Origin of the sequence: Sphingopyxis sp. (assembly GCF_016704835.1) — a bacterium.
GTDB lineage: Bacteria > Pseudomonadota > Alphaproteobacteria > Sphingomonadales > Sphingomonadaceae > Sphingopyxis.
Genome location: NZ_JADIZJ010000005.1, coordinates 364,007 through 380,447, shown reverse-complemented (window position 1 = coordinate 380,447; position 16,441 = coordinate 364,007). Strand labels below are relative to the sequence as shown.

The following is a 16,441-nucleotide window of genomic DNA, read 5'->3' as shown; positions in this document are numbered from 1 at the left end:
CGGCTTTCTTCTTTGCAGCCTATTACGACCAGGGCCCGACGCGGCCCCGATCATTCGCATCGCCGCGCAAGTGGAACTAAGCCGATCCAAAGAATCGGAACCACTGGCAGTCACGCGCATCGTCCTTGATAGGTCAGCAAGTGCAAATAGCGTTTCGAGTATCGTCGAAGCCTTTGATCGCGCGAGCCTTGAAATGGCCGACGAAATCGCGAGTTGGACGGCTGCGGCGATCAACTAGCGTGAAGCCAATGGAAACTTAGTCGGGACAACGGCCCAGCCCAAGATGAAGCGGGAATGTTATGGGTGGCTCCCCTTCAGGGAGGGGCGGCAGCCGTACACAAATAGATCGACAGCTTGCCTCATTCGGGCTGAAGAGGTTTCATTGTGACTGGTCACTCCCACTCCAAGAGCGGCCCGACGAAAAGGTGACAAAATGACGCTGGAGATAAACTGCTCCGCAGCAAAATTCGCGTCTGACACCCTGATTTCCCCCTCCTCGGCTTTGCGCAAGACCTCTGCCACCAATCTCGTCGTGCGTCCTACGCCGAATTCGTAAAGGTTTCGCGCTAAAGCGGGAAAACGTGCAGCCTCAGCCATTACAACGCGTTCCAACGCGACGTGAATGTCGGTAAGCATCCAGGATAGCAGTTCATCGGACAGCTCTTCAAGCTCGAGCCGAACGTCGCCATGTTCGGGAACGTGCTGTTCGAGGAAGGAGAGCCGATCCTCGATTTCCATGAGTATTGCCGCTTCGAAAAGCAGCTTTTTGTTCCCGTAACGGGCGTACAACGTGCGCTTGGAGATGCCTGCTTTTGCAGCAATCCGTTCAGCCGTTGAACGACCGAATCCGTCGGCAAAGAAGACATCGCGGGCGACACGGAGAATTTTCCTCGAAAGTGCTTGCGAGGCTTGTCGAGTGGGCCTCCCTGTTCGTCCGGAAGCTGGTTCTTTGGTTTTTTGGGTCGACGCCATGCCTCATCTTGGCCATACCTTGACCGCGCTGCAAGCGTAGAGCGCTTTGCCTTGGACAGCCCGACCGAGATTGCCCGGGCTTATGCAAGACTCACGAGGCCCGCTGAAATTATCCCGCCTGAAAGGATCGCTGCCATTCGCACGGAATGGACGCAGTGTGATCTCATCTAGGCGAGTTGGTTACGATACGCTTCGCGTAAGGCCTTTTTGTCGATCTTTCCCGTTGCAGTGAGCGGTACTGTCGCGAACAGGATGTCGTCCGGCAGCCACCAACGAACAACCTTCGTCTCCAGATGCGCGCGAATTGCGTCGGCTGTGACGGCTTGACCTTCATGCGTTTCGATCACGAGAAGGGGGCGCTCTTCCCATTTTGGATGATATACGCCAACGACCGCCGGGACCCGGACGCCGGGGTACCCAACCGCCGCATTCTCGATATCAATCGAGCTGATCCATTCGCCCCCGGACTTGATCACATCTTTCTCGCGGTCGGTCAGCCGGAGAAAGCCGAAGCGATCGATCGTACCGATGTCCCCGGTGTCGTACCAGCCATCGCTCCCGGCGCCCTCAATATCGGGGAAATAGCGATCGACGACCACGGTCCGCGGACCTGGAGCGCACCCGCCTGCTCACCGTCCCAGGGGAGCGGCGTGCCATCGCCGTCGATAATGCGCAGTTCGATGCCAAATTGCATGCGACCCTGCTTCGTCAGCGGGAGGTCGTTCGCGAAATCCTCGCCTTCGGCCATCAGGAGCGGGGAGGGCGTCGAAATCACGCCGAGCGGATTGGTTTCGGTCATGCCCCAGAGCTGCAGCACAGTGACACCATATTTTGCTCGGAATGTCTCGGCCATCGCCCGGGGGACGGCTGAGCCCCCAATAACGAGGCGCTTGAGATTGCCGACCCCCGTCCCCGTGGTGTCGAGATGAGCGAGGTACATGGTCCAGATCGTGGGCACACCACCCGAAAAGGTGACGCCCTCTTCGTTGATCAGGTCGGCAAGACTGGCACCGTCCATCCTGTCACAAGGAAGCACTAGCTTGCAGCCGTTGATCGCTGCCGTGAAGGGAAGTCCCCATGCCGTTGCATGATACATGGACGAGCAGGGCATGATGACATCAAAAGCGCTGAACCCGAAGGCACTGCTTAGACCGGCCGCCATCCCGTGAAGAACGATTGAGCGGTGGCTGTATAGGACGCCCTTGGGGTCGCCCGTCGTCCCCGAAGTGTAGCAAAGAAATGCGGCTGCCTTTTCATCGAAGCTCATCCAGGTGAGGGCTCCGTCCTCGCTTGCCAGCAACGCTTCGTAGTTCAACGTGTCGGCAACATCTGGCGCGATCGTTCCGCGCTCCGCGAGAAGGACATAGCGCTCGATACCCGGAAGGAGAGGACGCAGCCGTGCGACGAGCTCGGCTAGATTGGGCTCGAAGAAGAGAATGCGGCTCCCTGCATGAGCGATAGTGAAGGCGATCTGCTTGTCGCTGAGACGCGGGTTGGCGGTGTGCAATACGGCGCCCATGCCCGGCGCCGCATAGAAGAGTTCGAGGTGGCGGTGGGAGTGTTCCAGGCGAGCGAGGAGACGCCGTCGCCCGTCGCAATCCCGAGGACGCCAAGGGCCTGCGCAGCCTGACGCGCACGCTGATCGCAGCGGTGCCAGTCATACCGCCAAACCGGCTCCACGACAGCCTTCGAGACGATCTCCCTCTTGCCGTGCGCGCGCGCTGCATATTCCAATATTCCGCCGATCAGCAGCGGCGCGTCCTGCATCAATCCCCGCAACATGCTGCATCCTTCTTCGCCCCACTGCGCCGTCGCGCGCACGGTTCCGCCTCTCGGTTCCGATCGCCGCGCTGGCTGTCAATGACCGTCATCATGCTGGCCCATGGGCAAACTCCACGGGCCGCGATTGCATTCAGCCAGCAATTCTCAATGATCATATTGCAGCGGCACGGCTTAGGTTCGATCGCCCCCGAGATGTTCTCGCCCGCGTTTCAAATTATTCACTCGCTGGTTTCAGCAACAGCGACAGGAACCGCCAATCGGACCAATCACCTTTTTTCCCCGCCGCTAAGGCGGCAATGTCGAGTTTCGCCTGCCTCACGATCGTAAGCCGAAGCGACGGAATGATATAGAGGCGTTGATCGCCCGCGCCGGCGGCGACGACCATATCCGCCGGTAGTTCGGCGGCATGACTGGTGATATCGGTGGACCGAGTAACAATATCGACAGCCGGCGTGCTACGGGGTAGCCACCAAGTGAGACCGTAGGCAGGATTGACCTGGCTACCCTGGAACATCTCGCCGAATGTCGCTTCGTCGACAAGTGGCCTGCCTTCGAGCTTTCCGCCCCCGCGGACGAACTCGCCGATCTTCGCCCACTCGGATGCGGCCAGCACTAGGCCCTGCGGCATGAGCGGTGCGCCATCGGGGCCGCTGCGCCAATCGCCGACCGTTACGCCTAGCGGCATTAGAATGCGACGCTCGATATAATGGCGAGGGTTGCCGTCCTCGCCTTTGGCGACGAGCTTTCGGCGCAAGAGCTGTTCGCAACGGAAATCGACAGATTCACTCTGCATATTTTGTTCGGCGCAATCGATCGTGGACAGCAAGTCTTTTTATAAGCGCTTACCATGCGCGATCACGCGCCATATTCGCCAAACGAATGATCGCCGCCAGATGATCGTTCCAACTCTTCATTGCTTCGCGCTTCTCGTCCTTCCAGTCGTGGCGCTGGTAGATACCGGCGACGCCCGCGCGGGAACCTCCGACGTGATTGAGCACAGCTTCGGTCACTTCAAATCGAACGCCTAGCCGTTGAAACCCGGTTGCAAGAGTTCGTCTCAAGTCATGCAGTCGCCAGTCCGGTAACGGTTCGCGGCCGTCTTGCGACATAAGCAGGTCGAGCTTGATCTTGCCTTTGCTATATCCGGTGAACCTTCCGCCCCTGGAGGTCGTGAACATCCTGCCGCTACGCGGCCAGATAGCCGACCCGGCAACCTCGTCGAGGATCGCAACTGCAAGTTCGTTGAGCGGAATTCGGTTGGGCTCGCCATTCTTTGCCCGTTCGCCGGGCAGGGTCCATAGGAGATCTTTACGGTTGAGTTCCTCCCAACGCAGCGACGAAACCTCCTCTCGTCGCTGACCGGTGACGATCAGAAGGCGGATGATGGGTCCGAAACAGGAATGCGTGTTTGGCGCCGCCATCCAGATGCGGCCAAGCTCCTCGTCTGAAAGCCAGCGATCGCGAGGTTTGACCGGGGGCGGGGTTTCCATGCCTTCCATCGGACTCCGATCGATATCTCCCCGGCTGACGGCCCAGCGCAAAAGGCGGCGCAAAACAGCGAAGACGTTACGGATATTTGCGATCTGCGCGCGCGGCATGCGGTCGAAGACGGCAACGATGTCGATTCGCGTAAGATTGGGAAGGGGCTTTGATCCCAAGACCGGCTTTACATGCAGCTCGAGGCTGCGCTTGACGAGGCGCCTCCAGCCTTCTCCAACGCAGGCCTCAGCGAAGCGATCAGAGTAATTATCGAAGGCTAGATCGACCGACTCGCCGTCGTTGCCGCTCTGCTTCGCCTGGATCGATCCCTGGGCGATCAGAATAGCCAGTCGCTCCGCTTCGGCTCTGGCGGTGGCTGGCGTCCATGGCGAGCCATGGCTGCCTATCGTGTAGCGACGCGTCTTAGATTCGCGACCGCCCATTCGGAATTGCAACACGTAAGACACGGCGCCAGCTTTGGTTCGCTTTGCGCCAAAACCCTTTATGCTATCATCCCAAAGAATGTCATGTTGCCCGCTCGAAATGAGAGCATCGACCGACCGTTTTGTGATCTTTCCGCTTGCCATAAATTGGTCTCCCAATACGGCGTTTCCAGCAATCACCCGGCAATCACCGTGGCGGAAATTGCCGCGTAATTGGGGAAAAGATAGCATAGGGAGTGGCTATAAAAAACTAGCCTTTTCAACCCTATAGCACTCCTATATACGCCTCCAGCGAAAATACCAGACTTCGTGTCCCAGCCTGCGCGCCTTGGCTTCATAGCGGGTTTCGGGCCAGCCGCCGGGGCGGACCTGGAAATCCTTCGAATCCTTGGCCAGCCATTCGAACTGGTGGCGGTGGCGCCGCATGACCATCAGCGCGTGTTGCAAATAGATTGGGTGGTCGGTGCCGAAGCGGAACTCGCCGCCGGGCTTCAGCTTCGCCGCGATCAGGTCGAGCGGGCCGTCGTTCATCATCCGCCGCTTCGCATGGCGCGCCTTTGGCCACGGGTCGGGGTGGAGCAGATAGGCAAAGCTCAGCGCGCCGTCGGGAATGCGCTGCAACACCTCCAGCGCGTCGCCATGGTGGATGCGGACGTTGCCGATCGGCAACGTCGCGCCATGATCCCCCGCAACATGGACAAGCGCCTGCGCGACCCCGTTGATGAACGGCTCGGCGCCGATAAAGCCATGGTCGGGCAGCATATCGGCGCGCCCCGCCATATGCTCGCCGCCGCCAAAACCGATTTCAAAATGTAACGGGCATTCGGATCCGAACACACGCTGCGCGGAAACTTCGCCAACTTCCGGCACCGCAATCTGCGGCAACAACGTATCGACCAGCTCCTGCTGCCCCGCGCGCAGGGGCTTGCCCTTGGAACGGCCGTAAAGGCGGTTGATCGTGGTCGGATCGCCAGGTTTGTGCGCAGTCATTGCGCGCGCGTTAGCGCCGCGACGACGCCGCCGCAAGGCAGCCCACGGTTAAAGCGCGTCGCTGTTGATGCTGATCGTCTTGTTCTTGCCCCAGGTCGGAACCGCCGTGACGCGGCGGTTGGCGGCGACGATCTCCATCACCCGCTGGGGAGAGGGCAGCCGGTCCTGCGCAGCAAACCCAATATTCTGCGTTGCCGTCAACGCAGTGATGGCAAAACGCAGTTCCGCCGGTTTGTCCTTTTCGGTCAGCGCGATCACCTTCGCGCCCGGGTCGGGCCCGACCCAGATTCCGTTGCCATTGTCGCCAACCGCCAGCAGGTAATTTTCGCTATCGGCGTTCTGACGATAAATTGTGGTATTGCCGCCCAGATCCGGGTCGCGGCACCAGCGCACCGCGGCTAGCGCCGCCACCGTCGCGGGCGTCTGTGTGGTTTTGCTTTGCGCCGCGGCCATGCTCAAAAGACCGGACATCATATCCGCACCGCCATTTTTAGGGGCGTCCTTCGCAGCGATAGGAAAGCTGAGCGGCGCAGGACAATCGCTGATCGGAACGGCTTCAGGTGCGACAGCTATTTCCCGCGGCCACTGGATTTGTGCCAACGCGGCGTCCATCCACTGCGAAAGCCCGGCAGGCGAGCGCGTCTGCGACGAGGCGCGCAGCTTTACATACCAGTCTCCCACCTGAAGCATCGCCACGCCCGTGCTGCGATAGGCGCCGCCCCTCGGTTCGTAGACCGCCTTCAACCCCGATGCGGTCGATTGGTTCGGCGGGGTAAAGGCTTGCGCGGCAATGGCGATCGCGGGGTGACCGAAGGTGTCGCGATTCTCGATTCCCCATTGTGCCTGCGCGAACCACACCGGCACCGCGCCGTTGGTTTTGCGGAACACATAGAATGACATGGATTCGGCGGCGTCGCCCACGACGTAAGACAGGCCCACGTCGAGCTCGTCAGCAGCATAAGCCATGCCCTGGACACGCGCTGCGCCGCCCAGGATCGCGGGGACGGCGATGCCGCTGTGCTTATGCCTCCACGCCTTGCCACCCTTGAGCGGAAGTGGTTGTTGTGCCGCTGCTGGCAAGCTCGCGATGGCCATAGCGCACAAGGTGGCCAAAAGGATTTTCAACCAATAGCTTGGCATGCGCAACCTCCCCGATCCGACGCGATTGCTGTCAGATCGGGGAGGTGATGGCAAGTGCAGTAGCGCGGTTTCAGGCGGCCAGCGCAGCTTTCAGCTTCTCGGTCAGATCGGTGCGTTCCCACGGGAAGGCGTCGCCGGTCGCGGTGCGGCCGAAATGGCCGTAGGCTGCGGTCTGCTTGTAGATTGGCTTGTTGAGGCCGAGGTGGGTGCGGATGCCCTTGGGCGTCAGGCGCACGAGCTGCGGAATCGCGGCCTCGATGCGGCTTTCCTCGACGGTGCCGGTGCCGTGCAGGTCGACATAGATCGACAGCGGTTCGGCGACGCCGATCGCGTAGCTGAGCTGGATCGTGCAGCGGCGCGCGAGCCCAGCGGCGACGATGTTCTTCGCCAGATAGCGCGTGACATAGGCGGCTGAGCGATCGACCTTGGTCGGGTCCTTGCCGCTGAACGCGCCGCCGCCGTGCGGTGCTGCGCCGCCATAGGTGTCGACGATGATCTTGCGGCCGGTCAGCCCGGCGTCGCCGTCGGGACCACCGATCTCGAAACACCCGGTTGGGTTGATATGATAGACGGTGTTGGCGGTCAGCAGCTCGGCGGGCAGCACGTCGGCGATTACGCCGAGCACATATTTGCGCAGCTCGGTATATTTCGCTTCGTCGCCTTCGCCATTGTGGAAGAAATAACCCGGCGCGTGCTGGGTCGACACGACGATCGCGGTCGCCTCGACCGGACGTTCGTTGGCGTAGCGCAGCGTGACCTGGCTCTTGGCATCGGGCTCGAGGAACGGCGCGATGCCGGCCTTGCGGTCGGCGGCCATGCGCTCGAGGATCTTGTGGCTGTAATCGAGCGTTGCTGGCATCAGGTCGGGGGTCTCGTCCGATGCGTAACCGAACATGATGCCCTGGTCGCCGGCGCCCTCGTCCTTGTTTTCGCCGGCATCGACGCCCTGCGCGATATGCGCCGACTGCGGATGCAGGTTATTCTCGAAACGGAAGGTCTGCCAGTGGAAACCCGACTGCTCATAGCCGATTTCGCGGACGGTCGCGCGCACCGCGGCCTCGACTTCCTCGGGCACCCCTGGCGCCCAATTGCCATCTTCGTCCATGATTCCTTTGCCGCGAATTTCACCCGCCAGCACAACAAGCTGCGTGGTGGTCAGCGTTTCGCAGGCGACGCGTGCTTCGGGATCCTTCGACAGGAACAGGTCGACGATCGAATCGCTGATCTGATCGGCCACCTTGTCGGGATGTCCTTCGGACACGCTTTCGGAGGTGAAAAGGAAACTGTTGCGCATGGGAGACCTTCTGTGAATCGGATATAAAGGAAGCTTTATGTGTCGGTGCTGTTAGCGGCCGCGGCGACGAAAGGCAATGGCCGCTGCGAGCAGCAGCAGCGCAAATCCGACCGGCAACATGTTGCCATGGCGCGCGAACAGCGTTGGCGCGTGCGCGGCCGGGATGACGGTATCGATCCGTCCCGCGACGTGCATCGGCAGCGATTCGCGCATACGCCCATCTGCGTCGATCACGGCACTGATCCCGGTCGGCGTCGCGCGCACCACGGACAGCCCTTCCTCGATCGCGCGCAGCCGCGCCTGCGCCAGATGCTGCGGCGGCCCCCAACTCCCGAACCAGGCGTCGTTCGACGGGTTGAAGATGAAATCGGGACGGTGCTCGCGGTCGACGACCTGGCCAGAGAAAATGATCTCGTAACAGATTTGCAGCCCCGCCCGGCCGAAACCACCAAGGTCAAGCGTGCGCGGTCCAGGGCCGGGCCAGAAATCGATGTCCCCGGGGGCAAGTCGCGACAGGCCGAGCGCCGACAGGATCGGACGCATCGGCAGATATTCGCCATAAGGCACCAGATGCGCCTTGTCGTACCGCGGGCCGAGGGTGCCGTCGGCATGGACGGTCATCACCGCATTGCGCGCGCCGACGACGTCGCCCGACTTGTCGAGCTCGAGCTTCAGCGCGCCGAGCAGCATCAGGTCTCCGGGGTTCATCAGCGCGGTCAACCGCGCGCGCGCCGCGGCGGGCGAGCGGTCGTAATAGGGCAGCGGATAGCCGGCCTCGAGATAATCGGGCACCGCCGCCTCGGGCCACAGGATCAGGCGCGGGGTTTCATCCTTTGGCGCGGTCAGCCGCGCGAGTTTTGCGAAATTGGCATCGGCTTTGGCACCGACCCATTTGTCGGCCTGACCGACATTGGGCTGGACGACGGTGATGGGGATGGTCGTCGATGGGGTTGCAGTCGGGGCGGGGGCATCAGGAAGGAAGACGGCGAGACTCCACCCCGCCACGATTAGGATACCGACACTCACTTGCTCTTTGAACTGTTGCCGTTCGGTGAGGGGCGCCGCGACCGAGGCGTCGCGCCATGACGACCGGATCGTTGCCCACGAACGAAGAATATAGCCCGCTACGAGCAGGATCAGCGACGACAGGCCATATGTACCGATCCATTTTGCAGGTTCGGCCATCCCGACGATGGTGGCGCTCAGCGGATTCCATGCAAAGCCGGTGAACACCCAGCTGCGCAGCCATTCGGTGAGCGTCCACAGCGCGGCAAAGGAGAGGATGAAGGACAGCGTCGCCCCCGAGAAGGCGGGGGCGACTGTCGTTTTGGCGGAGACGACGTATCGCTGTATCGCCCACGCGCTCCACGCCGCCAGCGCCGGATACAGCGCCAGATAAAGCGACAGCAGCAGCACCGCGATCCACCCGAGCCACGCGGGCATCGCCGCCTGATAGGTGAAGGCGGTCGCGATCCAGTTCAGCCCGACGACGAAATGCCCGACGCCGAACGCCCAGCCGATCCTGAACGTGCGCCAGCCCTTGGGACTGCGTGCCACGAGCGCCATCCAGCCCGCGAGCGCGAGTAGCGTCAGCGGCCAGAAATTCAGGGGCGCAAATCCGGTCGCCGAAATGGCGCCCAGCGTCAGGGCCATCAGCTTGGGCCAGCGGTCGGCAAAAGCGGCGATGCGGGGGGATAGCACGATCACGGGCGCTGCTTTAGCGGGGCGCTGCTGCGCCCACTAGAGCATATATTTCATCTTGATCGCCTGATGCGTCTCGCCGGTGACCACGAAGCTCGCCGATTTGAACTTCGGCGCGCCCATGCCGATTGCGGGATTGCGTGAAAAGCCGAAGCCTTCCTTGGGCATGAACAGCGCCATATCCATCTTGTTGTTGCTGTTTTCGTCGTGGACGACGGCGACGGCATAGGTGCCGTCGGCGGGGGCGGCGATGTTGAAATGCCCTGCGTTCACCGCCTTTACCGCCAGGCGCACCGAGGCCTTGTCCTTGCTGCAATCGGGAAAAGCCTTGGGATTGGCGGTCAGGCACACCAGCACCTGCCCCTTGGCGCTGCGCAGACCCGTTATGCTGACGTCAACCGTTGGCGGCGGTGCGCTCGCCGCGGTGAGCAGCAGCAAAGCGGCCAAGCCCGATATCGGTGCCGCAAATCTTGTCCCAGAAACGGAAATACAGGCCATAATTCCCCCGGTAAGCGGCATGATGCTGCTCGTGATGCGTTGCGGTTATCAGCCACCGCCCGACTGGTCCATGAACAAGCGCGCGCGGAAACATTTCCCACCCCATGTGGTTGCCGACCCCATGACCGTCATGATCGTCAGCACCAGCCCGAGCACCGCGACATGGATCGGGATCAGGAACACCAGCGCCGGGATGACAACCGCACCGGTGATCGCCTCAACCGGATGAAAACTCATCGCCGCCCACGCCGTCGGCGGGCGGCTGGCGTGATGCACCGCATGCGCGATCCGGAACGGCCGCGGCCGGTGCATCCAGCGGTGCGTCCAGTAAAACCATGTATCGTGCGCGAGCAGATAGGCGAGCAGGCTGGCCGGCAGATACCAGAGCGGCCAAGCATCGACGTCGGTGTAGATGCGCGTCCAGCCGTGCGTCTGCCACCCCCACGCGACCACGCCCGCGGGGATGCCGTAAATCGCGGCGCTGGCGAGGCTCCAGCCGATCTCGCGCCGCATCTGCGGCTCGAGCCCGCGATAAAGACCGGGATGTTTGAGCCGCGTCGCCAGCGCAAAGCCGCCGCTACTGAGCAGATAGCGGACCCCGACGATCGCGGTCATTGCCAAAGCGGAGAAAATCATCGCGGTCATGCGTCCGCCCTAGCCGCCCGCGCGCGCGGCGGCTAGGGCGGACGCATGACCGCGTCCGAACCCGATTATTGCGACATTGCCATTGTCGGCGGCGGGCTGGCGGGCGGGCTCGCGGTGCTGGCGCTCGCGGCCAAGCGTCCCGCGCTCGATGTGCGGCTGATCGAACCTGACGCGATCGGCGGCAATCATATCTGGTCTTTCTTCGACAGCGACATTGCGAAGCGTGACCGCTGGCTCGTTGCGCCGCTCGTCCGTTACCATTGGGACAGCTATGATGTCGCCTTTCCTGACCGCGAGCGCCGGGTGCGGATGGGGTACAAGAGCATCACCGGTGAGGCGCTGGCCGAAGCGGTCGCCGCCGCTCTGCCACCGGGGCGGATCATCGCCGACAGGGCGAAGCATGTCGCGCCCGATCATGTGCTGCTGGCGCGCGGCGGGCGGCTGTCGGCGAAGCATGTCATCGATGCTCGCGGCACCGGAAAAGCGTCGATGCTCGATTGCGGCTGGCAGAAATTCGTCGGGCAGGCGCTGACCGTCGAGGGCGGGCATGGCATCGACCGCCCCCTCGTAATGGACGCGACGATCGAGCAGCTCGACGGCTATCGCTTCGTATACCTGCTCCCCTTCGATGCCGAAACGGTCTTTATCGAGGACACTTATTATAGTGACACCCCCGACCTGGACGTTGCAGCCATACGCGACCGCATCGCCGCCTATGCGGCGCGGCGGCAATGGAATGTCACCGCGGTCACGCGCGAGGAAACCGGGGTGCTGCCCGTCGTCGTCGCGGGCGATTTCGACCGGCTGTGGCCGGTCATTGATCGCACCGCGCGCATAGGGGTGCGCGCCGGGGTGTTCCACGCGATGACCGGCTATTCGCTGCCCGATGCTGTGCGGACCGCGGCGGCGCTGCCTGCGCTGGTTGATCGCGGCGATCTTGGCGTGCGGCTCCGCGCCCGCGCCGCGGCGTCCTGGCGGCGCCAGCGTTTCTATCGCATGCTCGGTGCGATGCTGTTCCGCGCCGCCGATCCGGGTGAGCGTTATCGGATCTTCCAGCGCTTTTATGGCCTTGCACCAGGCCTGATCGCGCGCTTCTATGCCGGGCGCTCGAACACCGCCGACAAACTGCGCATCCTGGCGGGCAAGCCGCCCGTATCTGTACGCCGCGCGATTGCGGCGCTTGCGAAACTGGACTGGAAATGACGCGTAGCGCTATTGTTATCGGCGCCGGTTTTGGTGGCCTTGCACTTGCCATTCGGCTGCAATCGGCTGGGGTCGCGACGACGATCGTCGAGGCGCGCGACAAGGCGGGCGGGCGCGGCTATCACTGGCAGCGGCAGGGCTTCACCTTCGATGCCGGACCGACCGTGATCACCGATCCGCCGTGTCTTGCGGAATTGTGGGCGCTCAGCGGTCAGGATATGGCGACCGATGTGACGCTCGACCCGGTGATGCCGTTCTATCGGCTCAACTGGCCCGATGGCACCAATTTCGATTATTCGAACGACGAAGCAGCGCTCAACGCCGAAATCGCGAAGCTCAATCCCGCCGACGTCGCGGGGTATGAGAAGTTCCTGACCTATTCGAAAGGTGTGTATGAGGAGGGCTATGTCAAGCTCGGCTCGGCCGCCTTCCTCGACTTCGCGTCGATGATCAAGGCGGCGCCGGCGCTGATGAAATATCAGGCATGGCGCAGCGTCTATTCGATCGTGTCATCCTATGTGCAGGACGAGCGGCTGCGGCAGGCGCTGTCGTTCCACACGCTGTTGGTCGGCGGCAATCCGATGAACACCAGCTCGATCTACGCGCTGATCCACACGATCGAAAAAGAAGGCGGCGTGTGGTTCGCGCGCGGCGGCACGAACAAGCTGGTCGCGGGGATGGTGGCGCTGTTCGAGCGGCTGGGCGGAACGCTCCGCCTTGCCGACCCGGTGACCAAGATCGATACGCAGGGCGACCGCGCAATCGCGGTGCAGACCGCGAGCGGCTGGCGCGGCGAAGCCGACATGATCGCCTCGAACGGCGACATGATGCACAATTATGCCGCGCTGCTGGGCGATCATCCGCGCGGCAAAAAGGCGGCGAAATCGCTGGCGCGCAAACGCTGGTCACCGTCGCTGTTCGTTGTCCATTTCGGGGTGAAGGGCGAGTATCCGGACATCGCACACCACAGCATATTGTTCGGTCCGCGCTACAAGGGGCTGCTCGACGACATCTACAAGCATGGCGTCGTCCCCGAGGACTTTTCGCTGTACCTCCATCACCCGACCGCGACCGACAAGGCGATGGCGCCCGATGGCTATTCGACCTTCTACGTCCTCGCCCCGGTCGCGCATCTGGGCAAGGCGAAGGTCGATTGGGACGGCGAATTTGGCCAGCAATTCGCCGACGCGATCCTCGACGAGGTCGAGGCGCGGGTGCTGCCGGGTCTGAAGGCGAACCTGGCGACGAGCTTCCACTACACCCCTGCCGATTTCGGCCGCGACCTGTCGGCGCATCTCGGCAGCGCGTTCAGCCTGGAGCCGGTGCTGTGGCAAAGCGCCTGGTTCCGCGCGCACAACCGCGACGATGTGATTTCGAACCTGTATTTCGTCGGCGCGGGAACGCATCCGGGCGCGGGGATTCCGGGAGTGGTGGGAAGCGCCAAGGCCACCGCGAAGCTGATGCTGGAAGACGCAATTTAGTTTCCGTTCGCGTACGGTGCCGTCGAGACACCCCTCGGTCAGGAAATGACGCCGGGACCCTCGACTTCGCTCGACACGAACGGGTAAGGGGAAGCTTATGAAACGTCTTGCCGTCTATTGCGGGTCCGCGACCCCTGCCGATCCTATCTATATCGAAACCGCGCGCCGTGTCGGGCGCACGCTGGCCCAGCGCGGCATCGGCGTCGTTTATGGCGGCGGCCGGCTTGGGCTGATGGGCGCGGTCGCCGATAGCGCGCTCGAAGCCGGCGGCGAGGTGATCGGGGTGATCCCCGACGCGCTGGTCGGCACCGAGGTTGCGCACCGCGGCTGCACCGAATTGCACGTCGTCAGCGGCATGCACGAACGCAAACGCATGTTCACCGACCTCAGCGACGGCTTCCTTACCATCCCCGGCGGGGTCGGCACGATGGACGAATTGTGGGAAGCGATCAGTTGGGCGCAGCTTGGCTATCACGGCAAGCCGGTCGGCCTGCTCAACGCCGCAGGCTTCTACAACGACCTGATCGCGTTCAACCAGAATATGATCGACGTCGGTTTCATCCGCCCCGCGCACGCCGGGATCATGATCGTCGACGCCGGGCTCGACGATCTGCTCGACAAGATGGCGACCTATGAACCCCATGCGCCAATCTTTGCGATGAAGGCCGACGATCTGTAATGGATGTGGCGGGGGTCTATGACGCGCACGCCCTCCACGGTTTCGCGCACGACAGCATCGCGCGTGGTTCGAAAAGCTTTGCGCTTGCCAGCCAGTTGTTCGACCGCGAAACGCGCGAACGCGTTTGGCTGCTCTACGCCTGGTGCCGCGCCGCCGACGATCTGACCGACGGCCAGGACCATGGCGGTGCAATGTCGCAGGATCATGATGCGCAGGCTGCAGTTGCCCGCATCCGTACCCTCACCGACGCCGCCTTTGCCGAACGGCCGACCGCCGACCAGGCGTTCGATGCGCTCGGCTTTCTGCTCACCGAGGTGGCGATTCCGCGCGGCGTGATCGACGACATCATTGCCGGCTTCGCGCTCGACGCGGATGACTGGCGCCCGCGCAGCGAGGCCGATCTCTTGCGCTATTGCTATCATGTCGCGGGTGCTGTCGGGGTGGCGATGGCGTTGGTCATGGGGGTCGATCCCGCCGACGAGGCGACGCTCGACCGCGCGTCGGATCTCGGCATCGCCTTTCAGCTCGCCAATATCGCGCGCGACGTGGCGGAAGATGCCGCCGCCGACCGCTGTTATCTGCCGATGGAATGGATGGTCGAACTCGATATTCCGCCCGGCCAGCACATGCACCCCGCCTTTCGCGGTCGTCTGTCGGTGATGGCCAAATGGCTCGCTGAAATGGCCGAGGAATATGAGGCGTCGGCGCGCTGGGGCGCGCGCAAATTGCCGCCGCGCAGCCGCTGGGCAGTGCTCGCCGCGGCGGGCATCTACGGCGACATCGCGCGTGAGGTGCGCGCGCGCGGCGACCATGCGTGGGATCATCGCGCCAGTACAACGCGGCTCGCCAAACTCGGCTGGATCGCGCGCGCCGGCTGGTCGGTGCTGCGCCGTCCGCCGCAGCACCGGATCAGCCGTGACGGCCTGTGGACGCGCCCGCGCGGGAATGTCGCGCGGCTGGAGCCGTCCGCGTGACGCAGATCGAATGGCTGGCCGCTGCGCTTGTCCTGATCAACGTCGCGCTCGTCGCGCTGCGCAGCGTCTGGAACTATCCCTTCGCGCTCGTCGCGGTCAGCCTCTACGCCGTCGTTTTCTATGACGCGCGGCTGTACAGCGACATGGTTTTGCAGGGTTTTTTCCTGGCGCTTAATCTCTACGGCTGGGCCAGCTGGATGCGCGCTCGCGAAGACAGCGGCATCCCGGTCGGCTGGATGACCGATCGGATGCGGCGGCAATGGGTTATCATCACGATTCTTGCGTGGATCGGATGGAGCTTTGCGATGGATCGCTACACCGACGCGGTGGCGCCGTGGATCGACGGCGCGATCGCGATGCTCAGCATCACCGCGCAATGGCTGCTTGCACGGCGCCGCGTTGAAAGCTGGTATCTGTGGATCGTCGTCGACCTGATCGCGATCCCGCTCTTTGCCTGGCGCGGGCTGTACGCGACCAGCGCGGTCTATGTCGTGCTGCTCGGCCTGTCGATCGACGGGCTGATCCAGTGGCGCCGCGCCGCGGCAACGGGCAGGGTGGCACTATGACGCACCATATCTGTTTCCATGGCGCTGAAAGCACCGGCAAATCGACGCTGGCCCCGCGCCTCGCGCTGCGGCTCGGCGGACTCGTCGTCCCCGAATATGGCCGCACCTATGCCGAAGCGAATGGCACCGACCTCGATGACATCGACCTGTTGGCTATTTTTGACGGCCATATCGCCGCGACCCGGGAAGCACTGGCGCAAAATCCCGAGTGGCTGGTCTCCGATACCGATGCGCTGATGACACAGGCGTGGGCGATCATGCTGCTCGGTCGCCGCCTGCCCGAAATCGACCAGTGGAAAGACACAGCCGACCTCTATCTCGTCCCGGCGATGGATCTGGAGTGGCAGGAGGACGGCACTCGGCTGTTCGGCAGCGACCTGGCGCGGCGGCAGTTCATGGACGTTGCGATCGGCGAGCTCGAACGGCGCAAGCTCAAATGGGCATGGGTCCGCGGCGAAGGCGATGCGCGCCTGCAAAGCGCGTTCGACGCGATCGAGGCGGCGGGGCTGGTCTGATCAATCCTCCCTATGGCGCAGCTATGGGGCGGGGGACCGTTCGCAAAGCGAATGGTGGCCGCTACGTCGAACAATTGCC

At 62.9% G+C, this 16,441-nt stretch carries 17 protein-coding genes and 1 pseudogene; 7 read left to right on the top strand and 11 right to left on the bottom strand.

What is annotated here, in order from left to right; translation table 11 throughout:
- The coding region (locus IPF76_RS11430) for a hypothetical protein (protein WP_293843806.1) at positions 1 to 238 on the top strand (238 nt) is incomplete at its 5' end.
- A gap of 59 nt (positions 239 to 297) precedes the next feature.
- Here the strand turns inward: IPF76_RS11430 and IPF76_RS11425 are convergent.
- The 11 genes and pseudogenes from IPF76_RS11425 to IPF76_RS11375 form a co-directional block, all read right to left on the bottom strand.
- Positions 298 to 972: a TetR/AcrR family transcriptional regulator gene (locus IPF76_RS11425; protein WP_293843804.1), complete on the bottom strand. Its 675-nt coding sequence runs from the start codon at positions 970 to 972 to the stop codon at positions 298 to 300.
- A 167-nt stretch (positions 973 to 1,139) separates the two neighbouring features.
- Positions 1,140 to 1,448, bottom strand: coding sequence for a hypothetical protein (locus IPF76_RS11420; protein WP_293843802.1), 309 nt, complete (start codon positions 1,446 to 1,448; stop codon positions 1,140 to 1,142).
- A 17-nt stretch (positions 1,449 to 1,465) separates the two neighbouring features.
- Positions 1,466 to 2,491 (bottom strand): AMP-binding protein, encoded by a 1,026-nt coding sequence (locus tag IPF76_RS11415; RefSeq protein ID WP_293843800.1) that lies wholly within the window; start codon positions 2,489 to 2,491, stop codon positions 1,466 to 1,468.
- 477 nt (positions 2,492 to 2,968) lie between these two features.
- A complete protein-coding gene (locus IPF76_RS11410; protein ID WP_293843798.1) occupies positions 2,969 to 3,580 on the bottom strand; it encodes a hypothetical protein in 612 nt (203 codons plus the stop codon).
- Positions 3,581 to 3,596: 16 nt separating this feature from the next.
- Entirely contained in the window at positions 3,597 to 4,907 is a 1,311-nt protein-coding gene (locus tag IPF76_RS11405; RefSeq protein WP_293843797.1) for a tyrosine-type recombinase/integrase, read from the bottom strand.
- Between the two features lie 45 nt (positions 4,908 to 4,952).
- Positions 4,953 to 5,666 carry a tRNA (guanine(46)-N(7))-methyltransferase TrmB gene (locus tag IPF76_RS11400; protein ID WP_293843795.1) on the bottom strand — a complete coding sequence of 238 codons (714 nt, stop codon included), beginning with the start codon at positions 5,664 to 5,666 and terminating at the stop codon, positions 4,953 to 4,955.
- A 48-nt stretch (positions 5,667 to 5,714) separates the two neighbouring features.
- A complete protein-coding gene (locus IPF76_RS11395) occupies positions 5,715 to 6,806 on the bottom strand; it encodes a hypothetical protein (protein ID WP_293843793.1) in 1,092 nt (363 codons plus the stop codon).
- Between the two features lie 70 nt (positions 6,807 to 6,876).
- Complete coding sequence (gene metK / locus IPF76_RS11390) at positions 6,877 to 8,100, bottom strand: methionine adenosyltransferase (RefSeq protein ID WP_293843791.1); 1,224 nt, start codon at positions 8,098 to 8,100, stop codon at positions 6,877 to 6,879.
- 51 nt (positions 8,101 to 8,151) lie between these two features.
- The gene (gene lnt, locus IPF76_RS11385; protein WP_293843849.1) at positions 8,152 to 9,753 is read right to left on the bottom strand and encodes an apolipoprotein N-acyltransferase; all 1,602 of its coding nucleotides are present in this window, start codon (positions 9,751 to 9,753) and stop codon (positions 8,152 to 8,154) included.
- Positions 9,754 to 9,840: 87 nt separating this feature from the next.
- Positions 9,841 to 10,248: a DUF2141 domain-containing protein gene (locus IPF76_RS11380; RefSeq protein WP_293843789.1), complete on the bottom strand. Its 408-nt coding sequence runs from the start codon at positions 10,246 to 10,248 to the stop codon at positions 9,841 to 9,843.
- Positions 10,196 to 10,944 (bottom strand): annotated as a pseudogene (locus tag IPF76_RS11375) (sterol desaturase family protein). The gene IPF76_RS11380 and the pseudogene IPF76_RS11375 overlap by 53 nt, the downstream one beginning before the upstream one ends.
- Positions 10,945 to 10,989: 45 nt before the next feature.
- On the opposite strand from IPF76_RS11375, the gene crtY reads away from it, so the two are divergent.
- From crtY to IPF76_RS11345, 6 genes are all read left to right on the top strand, one after another.
- Entirely contained in the window at positions 10,990 to 12,147 is a 1,158-nt protein-coding gene (gene crtY / locus IPF76_RS11370; protein ID WP_293843787.1) for a lycopene beta-cyclase CrtY, read from the top strand.
- A complete protein-coding gene (locus IPF76_RS11365; protein WP_293843786.1) occupies positions 12,144 to 13,628 on the top strand; it encodes a phytoene desaturase in 1,485 nt (494 codons plus the stop codon). Before crtY ends, IPF76_RS11365 begins: the two co-directional genes overlap by 4 nt.
- A gap of 97 nt (positions 13,629 to 13,725) precedes the next feature.
- Positions 13,726 to 14,307: a TIGR00730 family Rossman fold protein gene (locus tag IPF76_RS11360; RefSeq protein WP_293843784.1), complete on the top strand. Its 582-nt coding sequence runs from the start codon at positions 13,726 to 13,728 to the stop codon at positions 14,305 to 14,307.
- Positions 14,307 to 15,281 carry a phytoene/squalene synthase family protein gene (locus IPF76_RS11355; RefSeq protein WP_293843782.1) on the top strand — a complete coding sequence of 325 codons (975 nt, stop codon included), beginning with the start codon at positions 14,307 to 14,309 and terminating at the stop codon, positions 15,279 to 15,281. Before IPF76_RS11360 ends, IPF76_RS11355 begins: the two co-directional genes overlap by 1 nt.
- Positions 15,278 to 15,847, top strand: a complete 570-nt coding sequence (pnuC, locus tag IPF76_RS11350) for a nicotinamide riboside transporter PnuC (RefSeq protein WP_293843780.1) — start codon at positions 15,278 to 15,280, stop codon at positions 15,845 to 15,847. Before IPF76_RS11355 ends, pnuC begins: the two co-directional genes overlap by 4 nt.
- Positions 15,844 to 16,362, top strand: a complete 519-nt coding sequence (locus IPF76_RS11345) for an ATP-binding protein (protein ID WP_293843778.1) — start codon at positions 15,844 to 15,846, stop codon at positions 16,360 to 16,362. The genes pnuC and IPF76_RS11345 overlap by 4 nt, the downstream gene beginning before the upstream one ends.
- The last annotated feature ends 79 nt before the right edge of the window (positions 16,363 to 16,441 follow it).